This is a genomic window from Streptomyces xinghaiensis S187, from assembly GCF_000220705.2.
GTDB lineage: Bacteria > Actinomycetota > Actinomycetes > Streptomycetales > Streptomycetaceae > Streptomyces > Streptomyces xinghaiensis.
This window is the reverse complement of record NZ_CP023202.1, coordinates 19,024-44,884: the sequence shown is the minus strand read 5'-3', so window position 1 is coordinate 44,884 and position 25,861 is coordinate 19,024. Positions and strand designations below refer to the sequence as shown.

The 25,861-nt window shown below is 74.5% G+C and carries 18 protein-coding genes and 2 pseudogenes; 14 read left to right on the top strand and 6 right to left on the bottom strand.

The window, feature by feature from the left end:
* The first annotated feature begins 399 nt into the window (after positions 1-399).
* Positions 400-2,733 carry an endonuclease gene (locus SXIN_RS00190; protein WP_238153623.1) on the top strand — a complete coding sequence of 778 codons (2,334 nt, stop codon included), beginning with the start codon at positions 400-402 and terminating at the stop codon, positions 2,731-2,733.
* Here SXIN_RS00190 and SXIN_RS00185 read toward each other — a convergent pair.
* Positions 2,712-3,734 carry a pyridoxal-phosphate dependent enzyme gene (locus SXIN_RS00185; RefSeq protein WP_157916229.1) on the bottom strand — a complete coding sequence of 341 codons (1,023 nt, stop codon included), beginning with the start codon at positions 3,732-3,734 and terminating at the stop codon, positions 2,712-2,714. The genes SXIN_RS00190 and SXIN_RS00185 overlap by 22 nt on opposite strands.
* 217 nt (positions 3,735-3,951) lie before the next feature.
* On the opposite strand from SXIN_RS00185, the gene SXIN_RS00180 reads away from it, so the two are divergent.
* The 7 genes from SXIN_RS00180 to SXIN_RS00150 all read left to right on the top strand — a co-directional run bounded on the left by SXIN_RS00180 (position 3,952) and on the right by SXIN_RS00150 (position 11,512).
* Positions 3,952-4,818 carry a helix-turn-helix domain-containing protein gene (locus tag SXIN_RS00180; protein WP_039820977.1) on the top strand — a complete coding sequence of 289 codons (867 nt, stop codon included), beginning with the start codon at positions 3,952-3,954 and terminating at the stop codon, positions 4,816-4,818.
* Between the two features lie 3 nt (positions 4,819-4,821).
* Complete coding sequence (locus tag SXIN_RS00175) at positions 4,822-5,052, top strand: DUF397 domain-containing protein (RefSeq protein WP_019708414.1); 231 nt, start codon at positions 4,822-4,824, stop codon at positions 5,050-5,052.
* Positions 5,053-5,117: 65 nt separating this feature from the next.
* Positions 5,118-5,948: an SAM-dependent methyltransferase gene (locus tag SXIN_RS00170; protein WP_019708415.1), complete on the top strand. Its 831-nt coding sequence runs from the start codon at positions 5,118-5,120 to the stop codon at positions 5,946-5,948.
* Positions 5,949-6,032: 84 nt separating this feature from the next.
* Positions 6,033-7,487, top strand: a complete 1,455-nt coding sequence (locus SXIN_RS00165) for an FAD-binding oxidoreductase (protein WP_019708416.1) — start codon at positions 6,033-6,035, stop codon at positions 7,485-7,487.
* 272 nt (positions 7,488-7,759) lie between these two features.
* The gene (locus SXIN_RS00160) at positions 7,760-10,276 is read left to right on the top strand and encodes a nitric-oxide reductase large subunit (RefSeq protein WP_095756357.1); all 2,517 of its coding nucleotides are present in this window, start codon (positions 7,760-7,762) and stop codon (positions 10,274-10,276) included.
* A complete protein-coding gene (locus tag SXIN_RS00155) occupies positions 10,273-10,647 on the top strand; it encodes a hypothetical protein (RefSeq protein ID WP_019706196.1) in 375 nt (124 codons plus the stop codon). The genes SXIN_RS00160 and SXIN_RS00155 overlap by 4 nt, the downstream gene beginning before the upstream one ends.
* Before the next feature lie 157 nt (positions 10,648-10,804).
* Entirely contained in the window at positions 10,805-11,512 is a 708-nt protein-coding gene (locus SXIN_RS00150; protein ID WP_095756356.1) for a helix-turn-helix transcriptional regulator, read from the top strand.
* A 98-nt stretch (positions 11,513-11,610) separates the two neighbouring features.
* Here the strand turns inward: SXIN_RS00150 and SXIN_RS00145 are convergent, their stop codons facing one another.
* Entirely contained in the window at positions 11,611-13,071 is a 1,461-nt protein-coding gene (locus SXIN_RS00145; protein WP_019708418.1) for an aldehyde dehydrogenase family protein, read from the bottom strand.
* Between the two features lie 276 nt (positions 13,072-13,347).
* Positions 13,348-14,436 (bottom strand): glycosyltransferase family 2 protein, encoded by a 1,089-nt coding sequence (locus SXIN_RS00140; protein WP_095756355.1) that lies wholly within the window; start codon positions 14,434-14,436, stop codon positions 13,348-13,350.
* A gap of 92 nt (positions 14,437-14,528) precedes the next feature.
* On the opposite strand from SXIN_RS00140, the gene SXIN_RS00135 reads away from it, so the two are divergent.
* Positions 14,529-15,005, top strand: a complete 477-nt coding sequence (locus SXIN_RS00135; RefSeq protein ID WP_019708420.1) for a GtrA family protein — start codon at positions 14,529-14,531, stop codon at positions 15,003-15,005.
* A 56-nt stretch (positions 15,006-15,061) separates the two neighbouring features.
* Positions 15,062-16,480, top strand: a complete 1,419-nt coding sequence (locus tag SXIN_RS00130; protein ID WP_095756354.1) for a hypothetical protein — start codon at positions 15,062-15,064, stop codon at positions 16,478-16,480.
* 24 nt (positions 16,481-16,504) lie between these two features.
* Here the strand turns inward: SXIN_RS00130 and SXIN_RS00125 are convergent.
* Together SXIN_RS00125 and SXIN_RS00120 are read right to left on the bottom strand one after the other, a co-directional pair.
* Positions 16,505-18,390 (bottom strand): annotated as a pseudogene (locus SXIN_RS00125) (PP2C family protein-serine/threonine phosphatase); the annotation flags it as partial.
* A pseudogene (locus SXIN_RS00120) lies at positions 18,390-18,971 on the bottom strand (HAMP domain-containing protein); the annotation flags it as partial. The pseudogenes SXIN_RS00120 and SXIN_RS00125, both read right to left, overlap by 1 nt.
* A gap of 158 nt (positions 18,972-19,129) precedes the next feature.
* Between SXIN_RS00120 and SXIN_RS00115 the strand changes: the two are divergent.
* Complete coding sequence (locus SXIN_RS00115; RefSeq protein WP_039820982.1) at positions 19,130-20,350, top strand: RNA-guided endonuclease InsQ/TnpB family protein; 1,221 nt, start codon at positions 19,130-19,132, stop codon at positions 20,348-20,350.
* 314 nt (positions 20,351-20,664) lie between these two features.
* Here SXIN_RS00115 and SXIN_RS00110 read toward each other — a convergent pair whose 3' ends face one another.
* Positions 20,665-21,804, bottom strand: a complete 1,140-nt coding sequence (locus SXIN_RS00110) for a helix-turn-helix domain-containing protein (RefSeq protein WP_095756353.1) — start codon at positions 21,802-21,804, stop codon at positions 20,665-20,667.
* A gap of 256 nt (positions 21,805-22,060) precedes the next feature.
* On the opposite strand from SXIN_RS00110, the gene SXIN_RS00105 reads away from it, so the two are divergent.
* The 3 genes from SXIN_RS00105 to SXIN_RS00095 are packed head-to-tail and all read left to right on the top strand — an operon-like array spanning position 22,061 to position 25,742.
* Positions 22,061-23,473 (top strand): flavin-containing monooxygenase, encoded by a 1,413-nt coding sequence (locus SXIN_RS00105; protein ID WP_050930759.1) that lies wholly within the window; start codon positions 22,061-22,063, stop codon positions 23,471-23,473.
* Complete coding sequence (locus tag SXIN_RS00100) at positions 23,470-24,375, top strand: SDR family NAD(P)-dependent oxidoreductase (protein ID WP_095756352.1); 906 nt, start codon at positions 23,470-23,472, stop codon at positions 24,373-24,375. The genes SXIN_RS00105 and SXIN_RS00100 overlap by 4 nt, the downstream gene beginning before the upstream one ends.
* A complete protein-coding gene (locus SXIN_RS00095) occupies positions 24,372-25,742 on the top strand; it encodes an MFS transporter (protein ID WP_238153622.1) in 1,371 nt (456 codons plus the stop codon). The genes SXIN_RS00100 and SXIN_RS00095 overlap by 4 nt, the downstream gene beginning before the upstream one ends.
* Positions 25,743-25,861 lie beyond the last annotated feature (119 nt).

Sequence of the window (25,861 nt, the reverse complement as noted above, 5' to 3'; positions counted from 1 at the left end):
GACCCGTACCGCCGGCCCGTACCGCCCTCGCGCCGTCGTACCGTCGTGCGGCACGGGCGGCCCCCACCGCCCCGGCCGGTGCTCCTTCCACCGTCCCGCCGCCGTCCGCCCGGTGCAAACGGGGCCCGCGGGCCCCGGCCGCGCGCCGGGCGCGGAGGCGCGGACCCGGCCCCGGACAGCGGGACGGCGACCCACCGCCGCTACTCCATACGGGTGAGGGGGCGGGGGACGGGGCGGCCGGTGCCCCTCGCCGCCGGACCCGGTGGGGAAAGCCGGACCCCGGCATGGTGGCCGTGCGGCGGCGCGGGGAGGCGGGACCGCCCGCGGGGCCGGACAATCGGGTGGAACGGGGGCGACATCACCTGCCATGTGCCCCACCGGGGCGGTGAGGAGGCGGCCGTGGTCACCGCCGAGTACGTGTCCCAGCTCAGCGCCGCGGGGTCCCGCTACGCGGGACGCGCGGAGGAACGGACCGAGACGGCCCGGAGACTCGACAGCCGCGGCGTGCTCCACACCGACGAGCCGTCGCGGGTCACCCGGCGCCTGGAGCGGCTCGGGGCCGACTGGTCGCTGGCGGCCGCCATGGAGCGGACACCGCCGCTGGCCTCGACCGGAGCCAGCCTCGACGGCGCCGTGTCCCCCGAGCACTTCGGCGCCGGCGTGCTGGGCCTGGAGCGGCTCATGGGGCGGAACGACCTCATCGACGTCGGCTTCCTCGAAGCGGGCTGGCTGGCCTCCCGGTCGGTCGGCCGGGTGGTCGTCCGGGGACGCGGCGCCCACTACGGCACCGGCTTCCTGGTGTCGCCGTCCCTGCTGCTGACCAACAATCACGTCCTGCGCGACCAGGAGGAGGCCGGAAGGGGCGTGGTCGAGTTCAACTTCCAGACGGGCGCGGACGGAACCGCGCCGGACCCGGTGGCCTTCTGCCTCGAACCCTCCCGGTTCTTCGCGACCGACCGGGACCTGGACTTCACCGTGGTCGCCGTCGCCGCGCGCTCCACCGAGGGCAAGCCCCTGTCGGCGTTCGGGATGCTGCCGCTGGACGAGGCCCAGGGCAAGGCGATCCTCGGCGAGCTGGTGAACATCGTCCAGCACCCGAACGGCGAGCCGAAGCAGCTCGCGCTGCGGGAGAACAGGGTCATGGACCTGCTGGAGACGTTCGTCCACTACGAGACCGACACCGCGCCCGGGTCCTCGGGCTCGCCGGTCTTCAACGACCAGTGGGAGGTGGTGGCGCTGCACCACTCCGCCGTCCCGCTCACCGACGGCGACGGCCACTACCTCGCCCTGGACGGCACCCGCTGGACCCCGGAGACGGGAGAGCAGAACCTGGCCTGGAAGGCCAACGAGGGCGTCCGCGCCAGCCGCGTGGTGCAGGCGCTGCGGGACATCCCGCTGACCGGCGCCCCCGACGCGCTCCGGGCGGAACTGCTGGAGGCCGCCACCGCGCGGCGCCCGGCCGGCGCCCCCTTCCCGGCCGGGCCCCCGTTCCCCTCCGCCCCCGCGTGGACGCCGACGGAGACGCGGACGGCGTCGGAGACGCGGACGGAGACGGCGGCCGAGACGGCCGGGGGAGACGGCGCCCCCGGCCCCGTGCCGTCCGGCACCCCGGGGGCCACCACCGGCTGGACCGTTCCGCTGCGGCTCGACCTGACCGTCGTCCCGGGAACGTCCCCGGCCCCGGCGGCCGTCCCCCCGGCCGTCCCCCCGGCCGCGGCCCCCGCCGCGGCGGGCGCCCCGCCCGTCCCCGGCCCGGAGCACCCGCCCCCGGGGCGCGCCGCCGGGCGTGCGCCGGCCGCCGCCGGGCGTGCGCCGGCCGCCGCCGGGCGTGCGCCGGCCGCCGCCGGGCGTGCGCCGGCCGCCGCCGGGCTGGGCGCGGCGCTCGTCGACCTGGAGGCCGGCGCCTCCCGCCCGTACTACGACCGCGCGGCCGACGAGATCGCGCGGGAGACGTACTACGCGGCCGTGCGCGAGGCCATGCCCGGCGCGTCCCCCGCCGGACTGCGGTCCCTGCTGACGGAGTTGCTGGAGGGCAGTCATCTGCGGCGCCCCGCCTACCAGCCCATGCGGCTGGTCTACCCCTGGGTGGACCTGCACCCCGACCGGCGGCTGCGCAGCCTCTACTCCGGCAAGGGCTTCGACCCCGTGGAGTTCATCCGCGCCGACGCCGCCGCCGAGGCCGCGCGGGCCGCCCGCTGGCAGGAGTTCCTGCTCCGCGAGAGCGCCCCCGGGCCGGGGGCGCTGGCGGCCGAGTCCGCCGCGCTGGAGGCGGCGCTCCCGTACAACTGCGAGCACGTCGTCCCGCAGTCCTGGTTCGAGCGCCGCGAGCCCATGCGCGGCGATCTGCACCACCTGTTCGCCTGCGAGACGGGGTGCAACAGCTTCCGCGGCAACTTCCCGTACACCGACTTCCCGGACTTCGGCGAGGCCCTGCGCCACGACTGCGGCCGGCGGGAACAGGAGCGGGGGTTTGAACCGTCCGCGGGCAAGGGGGCGGCCGCCCGGGCCACCCTGTACTTCCTGCTCCGCTATCCCGGGTACGTCGGTGACGCCGCCCGCGAACTCACCCCCGGGCGGCTGGAACTGCTGCTGGCCTGGCACGAGGCGGACCCGGCCGGCGAGTGGGAACTGCACCGCAACGCCGCCATCGCCGAGATCCAGGGCAACCGCAACCCGCTCATCGACCACCCGGGCTGGGCCCGCGCCGTCGACTACTCCGCGGCCTGGGCCTGAGCGGCCGCCTCAGCCCACCGCCCCGGCGCCCGAGGGGTCTCCCGGCCGGTGGTGAGAGCCGGCCGTCCGCCGGCGTCCGCCGTGACGTTGCCGCCGGAGAGCACCACCCCCACCGGGCCCGGGGCCGGCCGGACCCGTCCCGACAGCACGGCCGCCAGAGCCAGCGCGCCACTGGGCTCGGCGGTCTGCCGGTACTCCCGGGCGTAGACGCCGACGGCCCGCCGGATGTCCTCGTCGGCGACGGTGACGCGCTCGTCGAGGAGCCGGGCCGCGAGCTCTCCGGCCAACGGGTCCGGGTCGGCGCTGTCCAGCGCCCGCGCCTGCCGCGATCCGGCGGTGCCCGCGGCGATCCGGTGCTGCGGCGCGCTGCTCACGGTGAGGGACCGCGCCGGCGCCACCCCCACGACCCTGACGCCGCGCCGGCGGCCGCGGGCGGCCAGGGCCGAGCCCGCGGCGAGGGAACCGCTGCCGAGCGGCAGGATCAGCGTGGCCAGGTCGGGCACCTGGCGCAGCATCTCCCAGGCGACCGTGCCCGCCCCGATGACGGCGTGCCGGCCGCCGGGCCGGACCACGGTGAGCCGGTGCCGGCCGGCCTGCTCGGCCAGCACGGCCTCGCCCGCCCCCGGCGAGCCGGCCGGATGGAAGACCGGGCGCGCGCCGCACGCCAACAGGTCGCGGACGAGCGAGGCGGGGACGTCGTCGGGCACCACGGCCGTGACCGGCACGCCGTAGCGCCGGCCGGCCCAGCCCAGGGCGCGGACGAAGTTGGCGCGGCCGCGGCCGATCACCCCCCGGTCCAGCCGGTGCTGCGGCAGGCCGGCCAGCAGCCGGATCAGACCGCGGACCTTGAAGGAGCCGCCCGGCTGGCGGCTCTCCAGTTTGACGAACAGCCGCCGCCCCAGGCGCTGGTCGACCTCGGGACAGTGGTGGACCGGGGTGCCTCCCGCGAACAGGCTGAGCACGGGGAGGGTGGCCTCGATGTCGTGGACGGTGGGTGTCACCGGGTGCTCCGATCGGGTCGCCGCAGGCAGGGAAGACCGTGGAACGGGGGTGCGCGAACCGCCGGTTGCCGGTTCGAGGGGCCCCATTCTGTCGGAGACCCTCGTCGCGCAAGGCTCATTCTGATAATTTCATCTTGATGTATCCGGCGCGGCGAGGCGCCGGCCGCCGTCCCGCGGCGGCCGCCCGTCCTCGCGCGGAGCGCAAGGGGGGTGGCGGATGGCCAGAGTCCGTTCGATGAGCACGCCGACCGTCCGCCTGGTCATCCTCGGCAAGCGGCTGAAGGACCTGCGGACGGCGGCCGGCAAGTCCTACGGGGACGCCGCGAACGTGCTCGGCGTCAGCGAACTGACGATCCGCCGGATGGAGAAGGGCGAGGTCGGACTCAAGATCCCGTACGTCCGGAACCTGCTCACCGAGTACGGCGTGAGCGGGCAGCAGGAGATCGACGACTTCCTGGCCCTGGTCGAGGCCGCCAACCGGCCCGGCTGGTGGCACCGTTACCGGGACGCGCTGCCCCCGTGGTTCAAGACCTATGTGGCGCTGGAGGAGGAAGCCGGCGTCATCCGCGCCTATGAACCGAACTTCATCCCCGGCCTGCTGCAGACCGAGGAGTACGCGCGGACGGTGCTCCGCGCCGGTCTCGGCAGGGGGGCCGAGGAGGAGGCCGAACGCCGCGTCGCCTTCCGCATGGAGCGGCAGAAGCTGCTGGCCCGGCCGGACGCCCCGCGGCTCTGGGTGATCATGGACGAGACGGTGCTGCGGCGCCCCATCGCCCCGCCCGAGGTCATGCGGGCCCAGATCGAGCACCTCGTCGAGGTCTCCGCGGCGCCCAACATCGCCCTCCAGCTGATGCCGTTCGCCCTCGGCCTGCACCCGGCGATGTACGGCCCCTTCCACATCTTCCGTTTTCCGCAGCCGGAGTTGCAGGACATCGTCTACCTGGAGAACCTCATCGGCGCCGTGTACCTCGACGAGTACGACGACGTCTCCGCCTTCGCCGAGGTCATGGACCGGATGGGCGCCCAGGCCCTGCCGGTACGGCGCACCGCGGCGGCACTCGACGCCATGCGCAAGGAGATCTGAACCATGGACCGCGTCTACAGCGCAGCCCGGGAACTCGGGCAGGACGGCTGGCTCAAGCCCTGGAGCGGCGACAACGGCGGAAGCTGTGTCGAGGCGCTGGAGCTGGGCGACGGCCGGATCGCCGTCCGCCAGTCCGAGGACCCCGACGGCCCCGCGCTGCTCTTCACCCTGCCGGAGATCGAGGCCTTCGCCCGGGGCTGGCCGGCCGGCAAGGCGCAGCTGCTGTCCTCCTGACCGAACCCGGTTCCGCGGGTACGACCGACGCGCCGTCGACGGCGCCGCGAACGAAAGGGCACCCCATGTCGGACGACATGAGCTGGACGCAACGGAATCCGGAGTACGTGCCGCCGGAGATCGACACCACCCGGCCCAGCATCGCCCGGGTCTACGACGCCATCCTCGGGGGCAAGGACAACTACCCGGTGGACCGCGCCGTGGCGGAGGAACTGAACGAGGCGTTCCCCGACGGCGGCGCCGGAGCCCGGCTCAACCGCGCGATGCACGGCCGTGTGGTGCGGCACCTGGCCGGGATGGGCGTCGACCAGTTCCTCGACCTGGGCTCGGGCCTGCCCACGGCACCGAACACCCACGAGGTGGCGCAGTCGGTGAACCCGGGGGCGAAGGTCGTCTACGTCGACAACGACCCGATCGTGCACGCCCACGGCCGCGCCCTGCTCGCCGACGACCACCGGACCGTCGTGGTCGACGCCGACGTCCGCGAACCGGACAAGGTGCTCACCCATCCCGAGGTCACCGCGGCCCTCGACCTGGACCGCCCGGTCGGGCTGATCCTCCACGCGGTGATCCACCACATCGTCGACGCCTACGACCCGAGGGGCGTCGTCGAGACCTACAAGAAGGCCATCGCGCCCGGCAGCTACATGTCGCTGACGCACTTCACCTCCTCCACCGCCGCCGCCCGGGGCCTGCAGTCCGTCCTGATGAAGGCCCTGGGCACCGGGCAGCTCCGCAGCCTGGTGGAGATCGCCGGCTTCTTCGACGGACTGGACCTGGTCGAGCCCGGACTCGTCTACCTGCCGTACTGGCGGCCCGACGAGCCGGTGACCGCACCGCTGGACATCGCCGGTCTGCTGACCTGCGGCGGGGTGGGACGCAAGCCGACCGACTGACGGCGGCGGCCCGCCGTCGCGGTGAGCGCCCCGGATGCGGCCCGGCCCCCGGGACCGGATGCTGGAGACCGAGGAGGTTCCGGCATGAGCGGGAAGCAGCGCGACCGGGGCGGGCGGACACCGGCGGTGGACCGGCCCACGGCGGACGGTGCCGTTCCGCGGGCCCGCGCGGACGAGCTCGCCGCCCGGCTGCGGGGACGGCTGCTCCGTCCCGGCGACCCGGACTACGAGCCGGCGCGGGAACTGTGGAACGGCATGATCGACAAGCACCCGGCGCTGGTGGCCCGCTGCCGGGGCGAGGAGGACGTGGCCGCCGCGGTGGACTTCGCCCGGGACCTGGGGCTTCCGCTCGCGGTCCGCGGCGGCGGTCACGGCGTGGCCGGACAGGCCCTCTGCGACGGCGGGCTGGTGATCGACCTGTCGGAGATGACGGAGGTCGCCGTCGACCCGGAGGCGCGCACGGCCCGGGCCGGGGGCGGCTGCACCCTCGCCGACGTCGACCGCGCGACGCAGCGGCACGGCCTGGCCACCCCGCTGGGGGTGGTGTCCGCCACGGGCATCGCCGGGCTGACGCTGTCCGGGGGGATGGGCTGGCTGCGCCGCTCCCACGGCCTGAGCTGCGACAACCTGCTGTCGGCGCGGGTCGTCACCGCCGACGGACGCGTGCTGACCGCCCGGGAGGAGGAGAACGCGGACCTCTTCTGGGCGATCCGGGGCGGCGGGGGCAACTTCGGCGTCGTCGCGTCGTTCGAGTTCCGGCTGCACCCCGTGGGGCCGGAGGTCTACTTCTGCAACGTCTACTTCCCCGCGGACCGGGCCCGGGAGGTGCTGCGGGACTGCGAGCGGTGCCTGGCGGAGACCCCCGTCCCGGCCGGCCCGATCGGGGTCCTCGGCCGGATCCCGGAGGCCCCGGAGTTCCCGCCCGGCTCGTACGGGCAGCCGTTCGTGGCGCTGCTGGCCCTGCACCCCGGCGACCCGGCGGCGGGGGAGCGCGCCCTGCTGCCGTTCCGGGACATCGCCGAGCCGATCGCCGACCTCAGCGGTGTGCTGCCCTACACCGGGGCGCAGTCGGTCCTCGACGAGGAGTACCCGGACGGCCGGCGCTACTACTGGAAGTCCGTGTACGCGGACGGACTCGGTGACGAGCTGATCGACCGCCTGACCGCCCACGCCGCGGCGGCACCGTCGGCGGACTCGACCATCGACATCTGGTACCAGGGCGGCGCGATGGCCCGGGTGGGGGAGCAGGAGACCGCCTTCGCCAACCGGAGCTCCCCCTACCTGTTCGGCGTCGAGGGGAACTGGACGGCCGCGGACGACTCGGCCGCGAACGTGGCCTGGGTCCGGGACACCGTGGCGGACCTGCGGTCGTACTCCGGCGGCGGCACCTATCTCAACTTCCCCGGCTTCCTGGAGGAGGGGGAGCAGCTGATGCGCGAGGGCTACGGCAGGAACTACGAACGCCTGGCGCAGATCAAGGCGGCGTACGACCCGGACAACCTGTTCCGGCTCAACGCCAACATCCGGCCGCGCGGCTGAGGCAGGGGGAGCGGGGCACCGGACCGTCCGGGCGCGGTACAGCGGCAGTCGCGACTGCCCGGCGGCGTCCGGCCGCTCTCCGCCCGTCCCGCGCGCTCCGCGCCGCGAGGCTCCGGAGAACCCCCGCGGCCGGGCGCGTGAAGCGGCCCGGGACGGCGCCCCCGGCCCCGGCTTAGAAACGGTAGTCCGTGTTAAATACAAAAAGCCTTGGGTTTATCCTCCTTGCCGAAAGCACGGCGCGTGCCGCGCCCGGGATCTCCCGAGGAGGACACATGGCGACAGCAGAAGCGGCGGGCCCGCCCCCCGCCGCGGACCCCGCGGACGGCGGAGGCACGGGACAGCCGGCAGGGAAGCGGGGGCGCATGATCGCCCGCGGCTGGGTGCAGGCGGCGATCCTCGTGACCCTGGGCGGGTTCTTCGTCCTGGGCTTCCTGGCCATCCGCACCTACCAGGCCGGGCCCCCGATCCCCGACCGCACCGTCACCTCCGCCGGCGAAACGGTCTTCACCGGTGAGGACGTCCGCCGCGGCCAGGAGGTGTTTCTGAGCAACGGCCTGATGCAGTACGGCTCGATCTACGGCCACGGCGCCTACCTCGGCCCGGACTTCACGGCCGACTACCTCCACCGCAGCGCCACCCTGGTGCGGAAGGCCCACGGCGCGGCCGGCTCCCCGGACGCCGCCGAGCGGACCGTCCGGGACTTCCGGACCAACCGCTATGACGAGAAGACGGGCACCCTCGTCTGGACCGACGAACAGGCCGCGGCCTTCGGCAAACTGACCGAGCACTACGCCGGCCTGCTCGGCAGCCCCGAGGGCAAGCAGGGCCTGCGCCCGAACGCGATCACCGACCCCGCCGACATCCACGACGTCACTGCCTACTTCGGCTGGTCGGCGTGGACAGCCGCCGCGGACCGCCCCGGCGAGGACTACTCGTACACCAACAACTGGCCCTCCGAGCCGCTGGTCGACAACGAGCCCACCGGCCACACGGTCACCTGGAGCGTCCTGTCGCTGATCTTCCTGCTGGTCGGCGCGGGCGCCCTGTTCGCCGCCTTCGGCCGCTGGAACTTCCTCGGCTGGCACGGCCGGGACCAGCGCGAACTGCGCTTCCACGCCCCCGACCAGGTCCGGCTCACCCCGTCCCAGCGCGCCACCGCCTGGTTCTTCTTCGTCATGGCCGGGCTGTTCCTGGTCCAGACGCTGCTGGGCTCCGCCGCCCAGCACTACCGGGCCGACCTCGAGAGCTTCTTCGGCCTCCCGCTCGACCAGTGGCTGCCGTACAACCTGACCCGTACCTGGCATGTCCAGCTCTCCATCTTCTGGGTCGTCACCTCCTTCCTGGCGATCGGCATCTTCGTCATCCCGCTGATCGCCAAGGGCTGGGAGCCCCGCAGGCAGGCGCTGCTCACGCGGACCCTGCTCGGCGCCCTGGTCGTGGTGGTCGTCGGCAGCCTGCTGGGTGAACTCGCCGGCCAGCGCGGCTGGTTCGACGACCTCTGGAGCCTCTTCGGCAACCAGGGCTGGGAGTACCTGGACCTGGGACGCTTCTGGCAGACCCTGCTGGTGGTGGGCCTGACGATCTGGGTGGTCATCCTCTACCGCGGACTGCACCGCCGGCTGAAGCGGGAAAGCGTCGCGAACATGCCGTGGCTGTTCCTGCTGGCCGCGCTCGCCCTGCCCGCCTTCTACGCCGTCGGCCTGCTGGCCACACCGCGCAGCGACTTCGTCGTCGCCGACTTCTGGCGCTTCATCGTGGTGCACCTGTGGGTCGAGGACTTCATGGAGCTCTTCACCACCGCCACGGTGGCCTACCTCTTCGTCCTGCTCGGCGTGGTGCGCGAGCGGGTCGCGCTCGCCGTCATCTTCCTGGACATCGTGCTCTACGGCGCGGGCGGCGTCATCGGCACCATGCACCACCTGTACTTCTCGGGTGAGCCGGCCGAACACCTCGCGCTCGGCGCGACATTCTCCGCCCTGGAGGTCGTCCCGCTGCTCTTCCTCACCGTCGAGGCCTGGAGCTTCCTCAAGCTCGGGGCGCAGCGGCAGAGCAAGTCCGGCACGCCGTTCCCGCACCGCTGGGCCGTCATGTTCCTGGCCGCCGTGGGCTTCTGGAACTTCCTCGGCGCCGGGGTCTTCGGCTTCCTGATCAACCTGCCGATCGTCTCCTACTACGAGATGGGCACCGGCCTGACGGCGAACCACGCGCACGCCGCCATGATGGGCGTCTACGGCATGCTGGCCGTCGGCTTCGCCGTCTTCGCGCTGCGCTACCTCATCCCGGAGAAGCACTGGTCGGACCGCTGGCCGCGGATGGCGTTCTGGTCCCTCAACCTCGGCCTGGCCTGGATGTCCTTCGCCACTCTGCTGCCCGCCGGCGCCCTGCAGCTCTACGAGGTCGTGGAGAGCGGCTACGCCGACGCGCGCAGCCTCGGCTATCTGCAGGGTGACACCAACGTGTTCCTGGAGTGGCTGCGGCTCCCGGGCGACGTGGTGTTCATGGCCGGCGGCGTCCTGCCGGTGCTCTGGATGACCTGGCTCGGTGTACGGCACCGCGCCGGCCGCACCCGGCACCCGGACGCACCTGAGACCGCGCTGCTGTTCACCGAAATTCTGCCGGACCCGGCGGACCCGGCGGACCCGGCGGACCCGGCGGACCCGGCGCGGGTCCCGGCGCAGGCGGGCGCGCCCGGACCGGAGTCGGTGGAGCGCGCGGACGCCGCGGGGGGATCGCAGGACGCGGCCGGGGACGCCGGCGGCCGTCCGGCACCGGGACCGGTGGCCCCGTGAGCGGGGAGGTGCTGTTCGCCGCCGGATACGTCCTGGTCCTCCTGGCGGTCGCCGCGGGGCTGGAGGTCTACGGACGCCAGACGACCAGCGCCTGGGCGTCCCGGGTGTTCGCCGGCTACCGCCGCGCGGTGCCGGAGGCGCCCGAGCCCGCGGCCCAGGACGACTGGCCGCACTCGGAGGTGGGGCGCTTCCACCGGGTGGTGACCCTGTTCATCTCGGTGGTGGCCGTCGTCCTGGCCGCCGCGGAGCTGGTCCGCCACCACCGGCCGTCCGAGGCGGCGCTCCTCGCCGCGGTGTCGCTTCCGCACGTGCTGCTGGCGGTCTCGCTCGCGCGGAAGCTGCGGCGCGCACCGTTCTCCCCGCCGGAGTGACACCCGGGTGACGTCGCGGGAGCACCGGCCGGGGCGCCGGCCGGTGCTCCCGCCGGACTCCGGGCCCGCACCGCGCTCCACCTCGCGGTCCGGGCGGCCCGGAAACGGTAGAAACGGCAGGACTTGTTTCTACGTGCGCCACTTGTAACATCGTCGTATGCCGCGACACCAGCTCACCGATCCCGGAACCGGCACCCCGGCTCCAGCCCAGCGAGGCCGCCGGGCCGCCGTCCTCCGGTGCCTGCGCTCCTCCGGGGAGCCGCTCGGGGCGGCCGAGGTCGCCGAGCGGCTGGGCGTGCACCTCAACACCGCCCGTTTCCACCTGGACGCCCTGGTCGCCGAGGAGCTGGCCGTGCGCGGCACGGCTCCCCGCACCGAGCCCGGCCGCCCGAAGATCGTCTACTCGGCGGCGGACGCCGGCGACGACGGCTCCCGCAGCTTCCGGCTCCTCGCCGACATCCTGGTCGGAGCGGTCTCCTCCACCGCCGCCGACCCGGCCGCCGCCGCCACCGACGCCGGCCGTGCCTGGGGCGGCTACCTGACCGAGGCCCCGGCTCCCACCGAGGCGGTCGGTGCCGGGGAGGGGCAGCGGCGGCTGGTCGAGAACCTGGAGAGCATGGGCTTCGTCCCGGAGGCCGCCGAGGAGGACGGGGAACCCCGGATCCGGCTCCACCACTGCCCGTTCATCGAGGTGGCCCGGCGCCGTCAGGACATCGTGTGCGGCATCCACCTCGGGCTGATGCAGGGGACGCTCGAGACCCTGCGGACCCCGCTCGCGGTCGAGAGCCTGGAGCCGTTCGTCGCCGCCAACCTGTGCGTCGCCCGGCTGCGGCACACCGGCCCGCCCCCCGCCGCCGGCCGCTGAGGCGCGTGCCGCGGGGGCCGCACCCGGCACCTCCCGCGGTGCGGCCCCTGCCCCGCCGGCCCGCCCGCCCCGGGCCGGGGCCCGCGGTCCCGGCCGGGCTAGAACGGGTAGTGGGCGTGCCGGGTGGCGAGCGTGACCCAGCGGGTGTTGCTGAACGCCTCGATGCCCCAGCGGCCGCCGAACCGGCCGTAGCCGGAGGCCTTGAAGCCGCCGAAGGGAGCCTGCGGCTCGTCGGCGACGGACTGGTCGCCGACGTGGACGATGCCGGTGCGGATCCGGCGGGCGACCGTCAGCCCGTGGGTGCCGTTCTCGGTGATGATGCCGCAGGTGAGGCCGTTGTCGGTGTCGTTGGCGAGAGCGACGGCCTCGTCGTCGTCGGCGAAGGCGGTGACCACGCAGACCGGGCCGAAGGCCTCGCCGTGGTACAGCTCGGCCTCCCGGGGCACATCGGTGAGGACGGTCGCCGGGTACACCGAGCCCTCGGGCTCGCCGCCGCCCGTCAGGACGGTGGCGCCCTTGGCCACGGCGTCCTCCACCAGGGCCGCCACGCGCCGCGCCGCGGCGGGGGTGACCAGCGGTCCGATGACCGTGTGCGGCTCCTCGGGGCTGCCGCTGGGGAGCGCGGCGACCTTGGCGGTGAACCTCCGGGTGAACTCCTCGGCCAGCGAGGTGTGGACGAGGATCCGGTCGCCGGACATGCAGATCTGGCCGGAATTCATGAAGACGCCGAACGCGGCCGCGTCCACCGCGTAGTCGAGGTCGGCGTCCTCCAGGACGATGATCGCGTTCTTGCCGCCCAGCTCCAGGACGGCGGGCTTGAGGTGCGTGGCGGCGTGGATGCCGATGATCCGGCCGACCTCGGTGGACCCGGTGAAGTTGACCGAGCGGACCCGCGGGTCGGCGATGAGCGCCTCGGCCACCTCGGCCGCGTCGGCGGGGTCGTTGGTGACGACGTTGAGGACGCCGTCGGGCAGCCCGGCCTCCCGCAGGATGTCGGCGATGAACAGGCCGCAGGAGACCGGCGCGTCCTCGCTGGGCTTGAGCACCACGGTGTTGCCCGCGGCGAGCGGGGCCGCGACGGCGCGCACGCCCAGGATGACGGGGGCGTTCCACGGGGAGAACGCCGCGACCACACCGACCGGTTCGCGTATGGCCAGGCCCAGCGCGCCCGGCTCCTGGGAGGTCAGCACCTCACCGCGGGGAGCGGTGACGGCCGAGGCGGCCTCGCGGAACATCTGGGCGGCCAGCGCCACGTTGAAGCCGGCCCACGGCCGGGTGCCGCCGGCCTCGCCGGCCATGTGGGCCGCGGCCTGCTCGCTCCGCGACTCCAGCAGATCGGCCGCGTCCAGCAGGATCTTGCGGCGGGCGAAGGGGCTGACGGCCGCCCACTCCCCGAACGCCGCGTCCGCCGCGTCCACGGCCCGGGTGACGTCCCCGGCCCCGGCGGCGGCGACGGTGGCGTACACCTCGCCGGTGTACGGGTTGACGTCCTGGGCCGTCCGGCCCGACGCGGCCGGTACGTCCTTGCCGCCGATCAGCAGTTCACGGTGGAGGGTCATCGCGGGATGTCCTTCGGGGGCTGGAAGGGAAGGGGCGGTGAGGCGTGGAGGCCGGCCCGGACGGGGCCGGGACCGGCGCGCAGCCGCGGGCAGCCGCGGCGGATGCGGGCAGGCCTGCGTTCGCCATGCGAACAAAGGTTCATTCGCCGTCAGGAGTCTGTCCGGGTCCGCCGGTGATGTCAATGTAGGGCGGAACCCCTGTTCCGTTTATCGGAACGCCGTATGCGGAGCCGCCCGCCTCCCCGCCCGGCCCGCCCGGCCCGCCCGGCCCGCCCGTCAGGCGGTGCCGGACGGGGCGGGACCCAGGCCGTCCGGCGACGGACCCCCCGGGTCCCCGGCCGCCGGGCCGGACCGCTCGCCGGCCGGCGGCGCGGCACCGGAACCGGGGGGAGCGGCGGTGCCGGGGCCTGCCGGGCCGGCCGGGGCGGCGCGCGGAGGCGGCCCGGGCGCCGGATAGGCCAGGTGGACGAGGCGGGAGTGCTCCTGCCGCAGGTGCATCACCGACGCGAGGATGTACCCCACCAGCAGGACCAGCGTGGCGATGATCATGAGGGCGGCCGCGAGGATCGCCGTGGGGAAACGTGGCACGGTCCCCGTCCGGAGGAACTCCACGATCACCGGCACCCCCAGGACGACCGCGGCCATCGCCAGCAGGCCGGCGACCAGCGCGTGCACCAGCGAGGGCCGCTCCCGGCGCGCGAGGTTGAGGATGACGCCCAGGATGCGCCGGCCGTCCCGGTAGGTCCGCAGCTTGCTCTCGCTCCCGGCGGGCCGGCCCCGGTAGTCGACGGAGACCTCCGTGGTGGGGAGACGCAGGTTGAGCGCGTGGACCGTCATCTCCGTCTCGATCTCGAACTCCCGGGAGAGGGCGGGGAAGGACTTGACGAAACGCCGGGACAGGACCCGGTACCCGCTCAGCATGTCGGTCACGTCGTTGCCGAAGAGGACCCGCACCGCGCCGGTGAGCAGCCGGTTGCCGAAGGAGTGCCCCGCCCGGTAGGCGCTGCCCGTGGTCCCGCGGCGGGCCCCGAGGACCTGGTCGTAGGGGCCGCGGAAGAGCAGGTCGACCATCTCGCGGGCGCGCGAGGCGTCATAGGTGTCGTCACCGTCGATGATGAGCAGCGCGTCGGCGTCGACGTCGGCGAAGGCCCGGCGGATCACATTGCCCTTCCCCTTGCGGGGCTCCTCCCGGATGATCGCCCCCGCCTCCCGGGCGACCTCCGCCGTGCGGTCGGTGGAGTTGTTGTCGTAGACGTAGACGTCGGCCTCGGGGAGCGCCGCCCGCAGATCGCGGATCACCTTGCCGACGGCGGCCTCCTCGTTGTGACACGGCACGACGCAGGCGATGGTCGGGCTCGGGCTCACGGCTCCTCCTCGGCTGGACGGACCCCGGACCATGGTGCGACACGGGGGAGCCCGCCCCGGGAAGGCACACCGCGACCGATATCTTCTGGTTTGTGTCGGTTGCCTCGGTCCTCACCTCGCTGACGCTGCGCCTGCGCGACATCGTCCGGGGCGTCTGGCGCGAGGCCGCCAAGTTCGGGACCGTCGGCGCCCTGGCCTTCGTGCTCGACCACGGCGGCTACACCCTCCTCGTCTTCGGGCTCCCGGGCGGGGCCGGCGGCCCGATGCGGGACCTCCCCGTCCGCGCCTCCGTCCTCGCGACCGGCGCCGCCACGCTCTTCAGCTGGGCCGGGAACCGCTACTGGACCTACCGGAGCCGCCGCCGCGACAACATGGCCCACGAGCTGCTGCTCTTCACCGTGGTGAACGTCATCGGCATCGCCATCACCGCCGGGACCGTCCTCCTCTCCCGCCAGCTGCTCGGCCTCGACTCGGTGCTCAGCGACAACACCGCCCGCGTCTGCGGATGGGGTGTCGCCACCCTGTTCCGCTTCTTCGCCTACCGCAGCTACGTCTTCACCGCCTCCTGACGCACGGCTGCGGCCGTGCCCGGGCCGCCCCCGGCCCGCTGCTAGCATCCCGGCCCATGGGACAAATCCGGCTATTCCTCCGCGAACGCCGCTGGATCTGGAGCCTGGGCCTCCTCGCCGCCGCCGGCTGCACGGCCACCGCCCTCGTCTTCGCGCCCGGGTTCATGAGCCCCGACAGCCTCTCCCAGTACCAGCAGGCCACCGGCCGGACCCCGCTGGCGGACTGGCACCCGCCGGTGCTGAGCCTGCTGTGGCGCGGGCTCATCGCCGTCACCGGGACCTTCGCCTCCCTGGCCGTCCTCCAGGCGGCCGTCCTGTGGGGATCCCTCTGGGTGGCCGCCTGCTGCGTCAGGGAACTGACCGGCAGCCGCTCCGGCTCCCTGGCCGTCCTCGCCACCGGCGCGGCCCCGCACGTCCTCACCTTCGCCGGAGTGGTGTGGAAGGACGTCCACATGGCGTACGCGCTGCTCGCCACCTGCGCGATCGCCCTCACCGGCCTCTGCCTGCGCAAGGTCCGGCCCGGCACGCCATGGGCGGCCGGCGCCCGGTGGACGCTGCTCGCGCTCGGGGTGCTCTTCCTGAGCTACGCCGTGCTGGTCCGCAAGAACGCGATCCTCGCCGCCGTGCCCGTCTTCGTGCTGCTCGTCCTCGCCCTGTGGCCGCGCCCCTCGCGCCGGGTCTGGCTGGTCGCCGCCGCCGCGCTCGCCGCCGGCCTGGCCGTGCCCACCGCCGCCATCTCACTGGCGGCCCGGCCCGTGGAGACGAGCCAGGTCTCCCAGGTCTTCCTCGACGACCTGCTGCACGTCCTGAGCGCCGACGAGCTCCGCGCCGCGCCCGTCCCCCCGGACCTCCGCGAGCGGCTGGTCGCCTCGGCGGAGGAATGCCGCCGGGCGGGCGCCCTCTCGGACGCCTACTGGGCCTGCTACCGGCGCTCCCCGCGGGGGCTCGCCCCCGACGCGGAGCAACTCCGTTCCCTGTGGGCCGAGGAGATGCCCCGTCACCTGCCCGGCTATCTCGCCTACCGCACCCAGGTCTTCGCCAAGCTGCTGTTCGAGCCGACGTACCAGTACCACGCCGGCATCAGCGCCAACGACCTCGGCCTGAAACCGTCCAACACCCGCCTGGCGGCCACGCTCGAGACCTATGTGAACGGCGCGGTGCGGGACCTGCCGCTGCTCTTCGCCGGCTGGTTCTGGCTCACCGTCGCCCTGGTCCTCGCCGTCCGCCCCGGCCGGGGCCTCTTCGCCCTGCCCGTCCGCGCGCTGGGCATCAGCTCGGCTGCCTACATCCTCGGCTACTTCCCCATCGTGCCGGTGTCGGACTACCGCTACGTCTACTGGCCCGCCATCGCCGGCACCCTCGCCCTCCTCCTGCGGTGGCTGGAACGCGCCGCGCCCCCGGCGGCGGCTCCCGGGCCCGGCCCCGCCCGGGCCGCGCGGAGCGAGCCCGGCGGCGCCGTCCCCGACCCGGCCTGACGGGGCCGGCGGCGGGCCGCCGCCTCAGCTCAGCTGGATGCCGATGACGCAGGTGTCGTCGTCCGTGTCGGAGCGGCTGTGGGTCAGCAGCCGGTCCAGATACGTCTCCAGGTCACCGGCCGGGGAACCCACGGTGCTGATGAGCTGGTCGAGCGCGTTCTCCGCCGAGCGGTCGCGCCGCTCGATCAGGCCGTCGGTGTACATCAGCAGCCGGTCGTCGGGCTCCAGCTCCGTCCGGAGCTCCTCGTAGCGCGTCTCGGCGACGGCACCCAGCAGGATCCCCCGGGGCAGCGCCAGCGGGCCCGCCTCCGCGGAACGCACCAGGACGGGCGGCAGGTGCCCGGCACGGGCCCAGCGCAGCGAACGGTCCCGCGGGTCGTACAGGGCGCAGATCGCCGTGGCCGTGACCTGGCTGGTGAGGTGGTACGTCACGCTGTTCAGCCAGGTCAGCAGCTGGCCGGGGCCGGCGCCGGTGACAGCCAGGCCGCGCAGCGCGTTGCGCAGCACGACCATGCTGGTCGCCGCCGAGATGCCGTGCCCCGCGACGTCCCCGACGCAGAGCAGGATCTGCTGGGAGGGCAGCACGGCCACGTCGTACCAGTCGCCGCCGACCAGGCTGTCGGTCTCCGCGGGCCGGTAGCGGACGACCACCCGCAGCCCCTCGGCGTCCAGCGGGCCGCGCGTCGGCGGCATGATCGCGTGCTGCAACTGCAGGGCGAGACGGCTGCGTTCGGCCGACTCCTGCTCGGTGTGCGCGAGCTGGTCGCGGGTGGCGGCCAGCGCGACCTCCGTCCAGTGCTGCGCGGAGATGTCCTGGAAAGCGCCGCGGACGGAGACCAACTGCCGGCGCTGGTCGAGGACGGGTTCGGCGACCACCCGGATGTGCCGGGTGACCCCGTCGGGCCGCCGCATCCTGAAAGCCGTGGAAGCGGGACGCCGGTGGTGGAGGAGAGTCCGCAGAAACCGGCCGATCGTGATGGCGTCATCCGGATGGGCGTAATCCGGGAGCCGCTCCAGCGGAACGGGGCGCGCGGTGGGCGGGAGCCCGAACAGGGCGTACATCTGGCTGTTCCAGCTGATGCCCTCCGCTCCCGCGTGCTCCTCGAACCCGCCGAGCCGGCCCAGCCGCTGGGCGTGCTGCAGAAGGCTCGCCAGCCGGGCCGCCTCGTCCTGCACCCGCCAGATGAGCAGCAGGTTCTCCCCGTGGCGGCTGATGCTGACACTCGCGGCCGAGCTGATCGGCACGTCGTCCACCAGTGTGGTCAGCCGCATGTGGTCGCCGCGGAAGGGCTCGCCCGTGGCGTAGACGTGCTCCAGCTTCTCGAACAGGCCGCTCGCCTCGGCGGCCAGCGGATACGCCTCCAGCATCAGAGCGCCGAGGATCCGCTGCGCGGCCGCCCGCCGATGTCGATGAACACCGGGTTGACGTGGTGGATGCGGAAGTCGCCGAGCAGGCCGTCCGGGTCCAGATGCGGACGGAGCACCAGCGCGGCGTCCCGCAGCCCGTCGGCCAGGTCCACGAGCTCCGGCCAGTGGCGGTCGGGGGCCTCGGCGGGGCCGGCGGCCACCCCCGTCGCCTGGTGCGCCTCCAGGGTGTGCGCGCACAGCTCCGCCAGGGCCTCGATCTGCCGCCGCACCTGCGGCGGCTGCGGCCCCGCCAGCGGCTTGGGCCAGCAGATCTCCAGCACCGCCTGGATCCGCCCGCCGGTGCCGGCCGGCACGGCCACCCGGCCGCCGTCGGGATTCTCCTGGCGCCCGATGGACGGCAGGCCGGACACCGACAGCCGGTCGAACCACACGGTGCGCAGTTCGGTGAGCGCGTGCCGGGCCGGGGTGGCGACGCCCGGCGGGACGTAGCGCCAGCGCCGGGCCTCCTCACCGGTGAAACCGGCCGAGCCGGCCAGGGTCAGCCGGAGACGCCCTTGACGTCGGCCTGGCCGCCGAGCCGGCCCTCGGTGCCCACGTCGCGGGCGACGCGGGTCACCTCGTCGGCGAAGGACGACAGCTGGTCGACCATGGTGTTGATGGTGTTCTTCAGCTCGAGGATCTCGCCGCGGGCGTCGACGGTGATCTTCTGGGAGAGGTCGCCCTCGGCGACGGCGGTCGTCACCTGGGCGACACTGCGGACTTGGTCTGTCAGATTGCCCGCCATGAAGTTGACGGAATCGGTCAGATCCCGCCAGACACCGCCGACTCCGGGAACCCGGGCCTGGCCGCCGAGCCGGCCCTCGCTGCCGACCTCGCGGGCGACCTCGCGGGCGACCCGGGTCACCTCCGAGGTGAACAGCGACAGTTGGTCGACCATGCCGTTGAAGACCGTGGCGATCTCCCCGAGCAGGCCGTCCGCCTCGTCCGGAAGCCGGGTGCCGAAGTCCCCGTCGCGCACGGCGGTCAGCCCGGCGAGCAACTGCCGCAACTCGGGTTCACCCACCGGACCCGCACCCTGTGCGGCCCTGCCCCGCGCCCCCGGACGTGGTCCGTCACCCGCCATCAGGTCTTCTTTCGGGGGGACCATCGGCTTCAGCCGGTGGGGGAATCGCATCCTTGGGCCGGAGCCGCGCAGCGGCGGAGCACGCTGTGTTGTCAGTGGGGGCCGGTAGCGTGAGCACACCGGCGTTGGTCAGGGGAAACGGGGGAGGTGGGGTGGGTGTGAGGCGGGCGTATCGGTTTCTGCTGCGTCCCACGGTCCGTCAGGAGCGGGCGCTGGTGGAGATGGTGCGGGATCACTGCTCTCTGTACAACGGGGCGTTGCAGGAGCGTCGTGATGCCTACCGGCACAGTTCCCGGACGTCGGTGCGGTACGGGGATCAGTCGGCGCAGTTGAGGGAGATCCGGGCGTTCGATCCGGAGCGTCAGGGCCGGTGGTCCTTCTCCAGTCAGCAGGCGACCCTGCGTCGCCTGGACCGGGCCTTCCAGGCTTTCTTCCGGCGGGTGAAGGCCGGTGGTACCCCCGGGTACCCGCGGTTCAAGGGGGTCGGGCATTTCGACACCGTCACTTTCCCCCGGGACGGGGACGGCTGCCGGTGGGACTCCACCCCCCACGACACCCAGACCCGCGTGCGGCTGCAGGGTGTCGGGCATGTCCGCGTTCACCGGCACCGGCCGGTGCGGGGCCGGGTGAAGACGGTCAGTGTCAAGCGGGAGGGCCCGCGCTGGTACGTCGTCCTCGCCTGTGACGAGGTGCCCGCCGAGCCGCTGTCGCCCACCGGCAGCCAGGTGGGCATCGACCTGGGCACGGTCCACTTCCTCACCGACTCCGACGGCCACCACGTCGCCAACCCCGGGTTCCTCGGCAAGGCGGCCCGGGAGCTGGCCGCAGCGCGGCACCACCTGGCGACCTTCCCCAAGCGCGTCCGGCGTCGTACGAAGAAGCATCGTGCCGCGGCCCGCAAGGTCGCCAAGCTGCACGCGAAGATCCGGCGCCGGCGTGGGGACCACCACCACAAGCAGGCCCTCGCCCTGGTCCGTGAACATGATGTGATCGGGCATGAGCGGCTGAACACCGCGGGCATGACCCGGGCGCCCGCACCCCGTCCGGACCCCGACCGCGACGGTGCGTTCCTGGCGAACGGTGCCGCGGCGAAGGCCGGGCTGAACCGCAGCATTCTGGATGCGGGTTGGGGGCAGTTCCTGAGGATCCTGGCGGACAAGGCTGAAAGCGCCGGTCGCCGCGTGATCCCGGTGGACGCCCGCAACACGTCCCGCACCTGCCCACCGGCAATCGGCGGCTGCGGGCACGTGGCGAAGGAGAACCGCGTCACCCAGGCGAAGTTCACGTGCGTCAACTGCGGCCTGGTGGCACACGCCGACCACGTCGGCGCACTCAACGTCAAACACAGGGCCGGGCTGGTCCTCTGCGCCGGTGCCTAGCCACCGAAACAGGAAGCCCGCGACTTCAGTCGCGGGTGGAGTCACAGCCGCCCTGCTCCCTCTCGCTCGCCCGTCCGCAGCGTTCGGACAGGCGCCGGTCGAGAGCCTGCCGGTGACGCGGGATCACGGGGAAGCCCACCGCGGTGGGCAAAACCCTTGTAGAAACGGCCACTCCGCGCACCGTGCACGGCAAACCGCGAAAAAGGTTATCTCACCTTTTGACGCTCATCGGCCCCCGAACCCGGCCGGAAAACGCCGGGAACGGCAGACGGGAACGGGAGAGCCGCGGCCCGCCGGGCGCGCCCCGGCGGCGGTCAGGACCGCGCGAGCCAGGCCCGGCACAGCCACCAGGCGTCGACGGCCCCGAAGGTCCCCGCCGGGTCGATCCCGGTGACGGCGGAGAAGCGCTGGATCCGGTTGCGCACCGTATTGGGGTGCACGAACAGCCGCTCCGCCGCCGCCGGCACATCCCGGTCGGCCTCCAGCCAGGCGCGGACGGCGAGAGCCACCGGCCCGGCGTTCGCGCCCAGCCCGGTCAGCGCCGCCTCGTGGCGGTCGAGCAGCACCGCCGCCAGATCGGCCCGGTCCACCACCGCGGCGAGGGCCGCCACCTCGGCGATGTGCACCACCCCGGACCGCCCGGCGGCCTCGGCGGCCGCGAGGGCGGCCACCGCCAGACGCCGTACGAAGGCCAGGCCCTCCGGGTCACCGGGCCCGGCGAGCCCGGCCGCCGCCCCCGCCCGGACCGCGCGGGCGGTACGGGCCGGGGACCGCCGCGCGTGCACGGCGACCAGCAGGCCGTCCACCAGCGCCGACAGCGCCGGGGCGCCGGGGTCGCGCGGCGCCCGATCCGGGGCCGCCGCGGCGTCCTCGGGCCGGGCCACCAGGACCCACAGCCCGCCGGCCGCCGGCAGACCCGCCTCGGCGGCCGCCAGCGCGGCCGCCGAACCGCCGGCGAACAGCCGCCGCAGCAGCGCCGCGTCCCGCCCGCCGCTCGGCGGTTCCCGGTCGGCCCCGGTGGCGCGGTGCGCGGTGATCAGCCGGCCCCGTACGGCCTCGGCCCAGTCGTCGTACAGCTCCCGCGCGTCCAGCAGCCGTTCGGGGGCCACCCCGGCACCGGCGGCCAGCTCCCGGGCCCGGGACCAGATCGCCCGCTCGGCCACGTGGACGGCCGCCAGGACGGACTCGATGGACACCCCCTGGCGGGCGCGCGTCACCGCCAGTTCCTCCACGAACGACAGCTCCGCCTCCGTCGGCCCCCGGCGGGCCGCCAGGGCCCGGGTGGCCGCGGCCAGCAGCGCGCGGGTGTGCCCGGCGATGTCGGCGGAGGGAAGGGCCGCGATCTCCTGCACCATCGTGCGGACGGTGGCCACCACGGAGGGCAGCAGGTCGTCCTCACCGACGACCCGCTCGATGAGATCGACCACAGGGGGCCAGTCGTCGCGCGCGTGCATCCGGCCATCCTGCCCGCCCTTGTGACCGGGAACAATCCAGCCCCCGAATCGGGTGACGCACGCCATGTCCCGGCCCGTGAGCCGCGCCTACGGTTGGATCCCACCACAGACGGACCGCGGCCCCGCCCTCCGCGGCCCGCCGTGCCCGTGCCCCGGCAGCGCCGCCCCGCCGGGGCCGGCGGCGGGGGAAGGAACGACCCGTCCCCGCCCCTTGCCCCGCCGCCTCCCCTTCCCCCGGTTCCCAGGAGACGCCCCCATGCCCCCTCCCCGCCGTGCCGCCGTGATCGGCGCCGGAGCGGCCGGACTCGCCGCCACCAAGGCCCTCCTCGACGCCGGAGCCGACGTCGTCACCTACGAGAAGGGCGACCGGCCCGGCGGGCTGTGGGCCCGCGGCAACAGCAGCGGTCTCTCCCCGGCCTACGCCTCGCTCCACCTCAACACCAGCAAGGGACGCACCCAGTTCGCGGACTTCCCCATGCCGGCGGAGTGGCCGGACTACCCGTCGGCCGACCTCGTGGCCGGATACCTCGCCGACTACGCCGAGACCTTCGGCCTCACCCCGCACATCCGCTACGGCACCACGGTCGCCTCCGTCGAACGCGAGAACGGGACGGAGACCGGGGCGGGGCACGCCTGGCGCGTCACCACCGAGGCCGGCGACACCGGCCGGTACGACGCCGTCGTGGTCGCCAACGGCCACAACTGGGACCCCCGGCTGCCCGAACCCGGCTACCCCGGCACCTTCACCGGCACCGTGATGCACGCCCACGACTACCGCACCGCCGACGTCTTCCGGGACCGCCGGGTGCTCGTCGTCGGCATGGGCAACTCCGCCATGGACATCGCGGTCGACGCCTCGTACACCGCCCGCGGCCCGGTGCTCCTCTCGGCCCGCCGCGGCGTGCACATCGTGCCCAAGTACCTGTTCGGCCGCCCGGCCGACGCGACCGGCGGCGCCCTCTCCGTCCTGCCCTGGCGGCTCCGCCAGCGGATCGCCGAGACCCTCCTCGGGCTGGCCGTGGGCCGCCCGCAGCGCTACGGGCTCCCCGCCCCGGCCGGCGGCCTCTTCCAGAACCACCCCACCATCAGCGACACCATCCTCCACCGCCTCACCCATGGCGAGGTGGCCGCACGCCCCGGCATCGACCGCTTCGAGGGGGACCGCGTGGTCTTCACCGACGGCCGTTCCGACCCGGTCGACGTGCTCGTCTGGGCCACCGGCTACCGCGTCACCATCCCCTTCCTCTCCCCCCGCTGGACCGGCGGGGACCCCGAGCAACTGCCCCTCTACAAGAGGGTGTTCCATCTCGACGACCCCGGCCTGGCGTTCGTCGGGCTGATGCAGTCCACCGGCGCCGCCCTTCCCGTCGTCGAGGCCCAGGCCAAGCTGGCCGCCGCCCGGCTGGCCGGCGACTACGCCCTGCCCCCGGCGGCGGAGCAGCGGCGCTCCACCGACCGCGACCTGCGGGAGGCCACCGCGCGCTGGGGGAGCGACCGGCGTCCGCGGATGCGGATCGACTTCGACCGCTACATCGCCGGGCTGTCCCGGGAGATGAAGGCCGGGCGCGCCCGCGCGCGGCGTGGTGCCGCCCGTCCGGCCGCACCGGCCCGCCGCGCGGAGAACACCGACGAGAACACCCGGGAGAACACCGAGGAGAGCACCGTATGAGCACCGGCCCCCGTACCGCCGCCACCGCCCGCACCACTCCCGGGGCCGCCCTCGCCGCCCTGCTCGGCGGCGGCCGCCGCGACGCGCGCGGCCTGCGGGTCCTCGTCACGGGCGCCTCCGGCACCTTCGGCCGGGCGCTCTCCGCCCGGCTCACGGAACTCGGCGCGCACGTCGTCGGCCTGGACCTCGCCCCCCGCCCGGACGACCCGGCCGAGGTGCTGCCCTGCGACCTCACCGACGACACGGCCGTGCCCGGGGCGGTGGCCGCCGCCCTCGACCGGCTCGGCGGCCTGGACCTGCTGATCAACAACGCCGGCACCGGCGGGCCCGCCCCCGCCGAACTCCCGCCCGGCGACGAGGTCCGCCGCCAGCTCGACATCAACCTGCTCGGCGCCTGGCGCGTGACCGCCGCCTGCGTGGACGCCCTGGTGGCCTCCCGGGGCCGGGTCGTCATGGTCTCCTCCCGGATGGCCGTCCTGCAGCTGCCCCTCGCGGCCGCGTACGGAGCGTCCAAGCGCGCGCTGGTGGCCTACGCCGACGCGCTCCGCCTGGAGATCGGCACCCACGTCGGCGTCAGCTGCGTCTACCCCTCGGCGGTGCGCAGCCCCATCCACGACTCGACCGCCGCGGCCGGGCTGTCCCTGGAGGGGATGAGCAGCTACGAGCCGCTGGAGGGCGTGGTGGACGCGGTGCTCAGGGCCGGGCTCGGCCGCCGGGTCCGGCGCGATCTGGCCACCACCCGGCGGGGCGCCGCCGAGATCTTCCTGGCCCGCCATCTGCCGTCGATCACCGACCGGATCGTCGCCCGCACCCTGGCCGGCCGCGTCCGGTCCGGAGCCTTCGAGGGCGCGGAGCCGGCCGCCGGAGTCGTCCGGCGCCATCGCCAGGGGGACCGGCCGTGACCGCCCGACCGGACCCGCTGACCCGGGAACCGGCCGAACGGGCCGGGCCCCCGCGGCGGGCGCGGGCGGGCGACCTCATGGCGTACGCCACCGGCTCGGTCGGCATGGGGGTCTGGGTCACCGTCCCCGGACTCCTCCTGTTGTACTTCCTCACCCACACGCTGGGCGTCTCGCCGTTCCTGGCCGGGCTGACGCTTCTCGTACCCAAGATCGTCGACGCGCTCGTCCACCCGCTGCTGGGCTCCCTCTCCGACCGGCAGGCGCGCCGCGACGGGCACCGGCGGGGCATGCTCCGCTGGGGACTGCTGCTGGCGCTCGCCATGGCAGCCCTGTTCACGGTGCCCGCGGGCCTCACCGGGCCGGGGGCCGCGCTGTGGGTCGGCGGCTGGTACATCGCCGGCAACCTGCTCTTCGCCTGCTTCCAGGTGCCGTATCTGACAACGCCCTCCGACCTGCGCATCGGCTACCACGAGCGCACCCGGGTCTTCATGTTCCGGATGCTCTTCCTGACCCTGGGGCTCCTCGCCTCCGGGGTCGCGGCACCGGCCCTGGTCGCCTCGGGGAGCCGCGGGGACTACTCCCTGATGGCGGTGGTGCTGGCGGTGGGCATGGCCGTCTCCGGGGTGGCCGGCCTCGCGGGCGTCCGGCGGCTCACCGGCCGCTGCGGCTTCCGCCCGCCCGGCGCGCACGCGCACTCCGTCCTCGGGGACCTGCGCGTCGCCGGCCGGGACCGCGACTTCCGGGCGCTGGTCCTGTCCTACTTCTTCACCGGCACCACCACGCACCTCTTCCTCGCGGCGCTGCCCTTCTACACCCGGTACGTCTTCGGGGACAGCGGCCTCACCCCGGTCTTCATGGGCGGCTTCCTCGCCCCGGCCGTGATCGCCGGACCCGGCTGGCTGTGGCTCTCGCGGCGGATCGGCAAACAGCGCGGACTGCTGCTGGCACAGACGGCGTTCATCGCAGGCTCGCTGGGTCTGCTGCTGGGCGGGACGGCGGGCACGGCCTTCACGGTCCTCGTGGTGGTGGCCCTCGGCACCGCCTTCGCCGGGCTGCAGCTGCTGGCCTTCTCGATGGTGCCGGACGCGGTGGCCGCCGCCGAGACCCGGGGCACGGCACGCGCGGGCGCGTACACCGGGGTGTGGACGGCGACCGAGGCGACGGGCACGGCCGCCGGTCCGTATGTGTACTCCGCGGTGCTCGCCCTCGGCGGCTTCCTCTCCACCACGGAGGGACACCTGGTGGCGCAGCCGGACTCCGCGCTCACGGCGCTGCTCCTCGGCTTCACCCTCCTCCCCGCCGCGCTGATGGCGGTCGCCGTCGCCTTCCAGCGCCGCTGCGGCCTGGACGGGGTGGCGGAACGCTGACCCGCCCGGTCCCTTCGCGCGCCGTCCCACCCGGCCCGTGGGACCGCTACGGCGGGGCCGCCCGGACGGGGCGGGGCGCACGCCCCTGGCCGCGGCCGTCCCGCCGGTGCGGGCGTTCG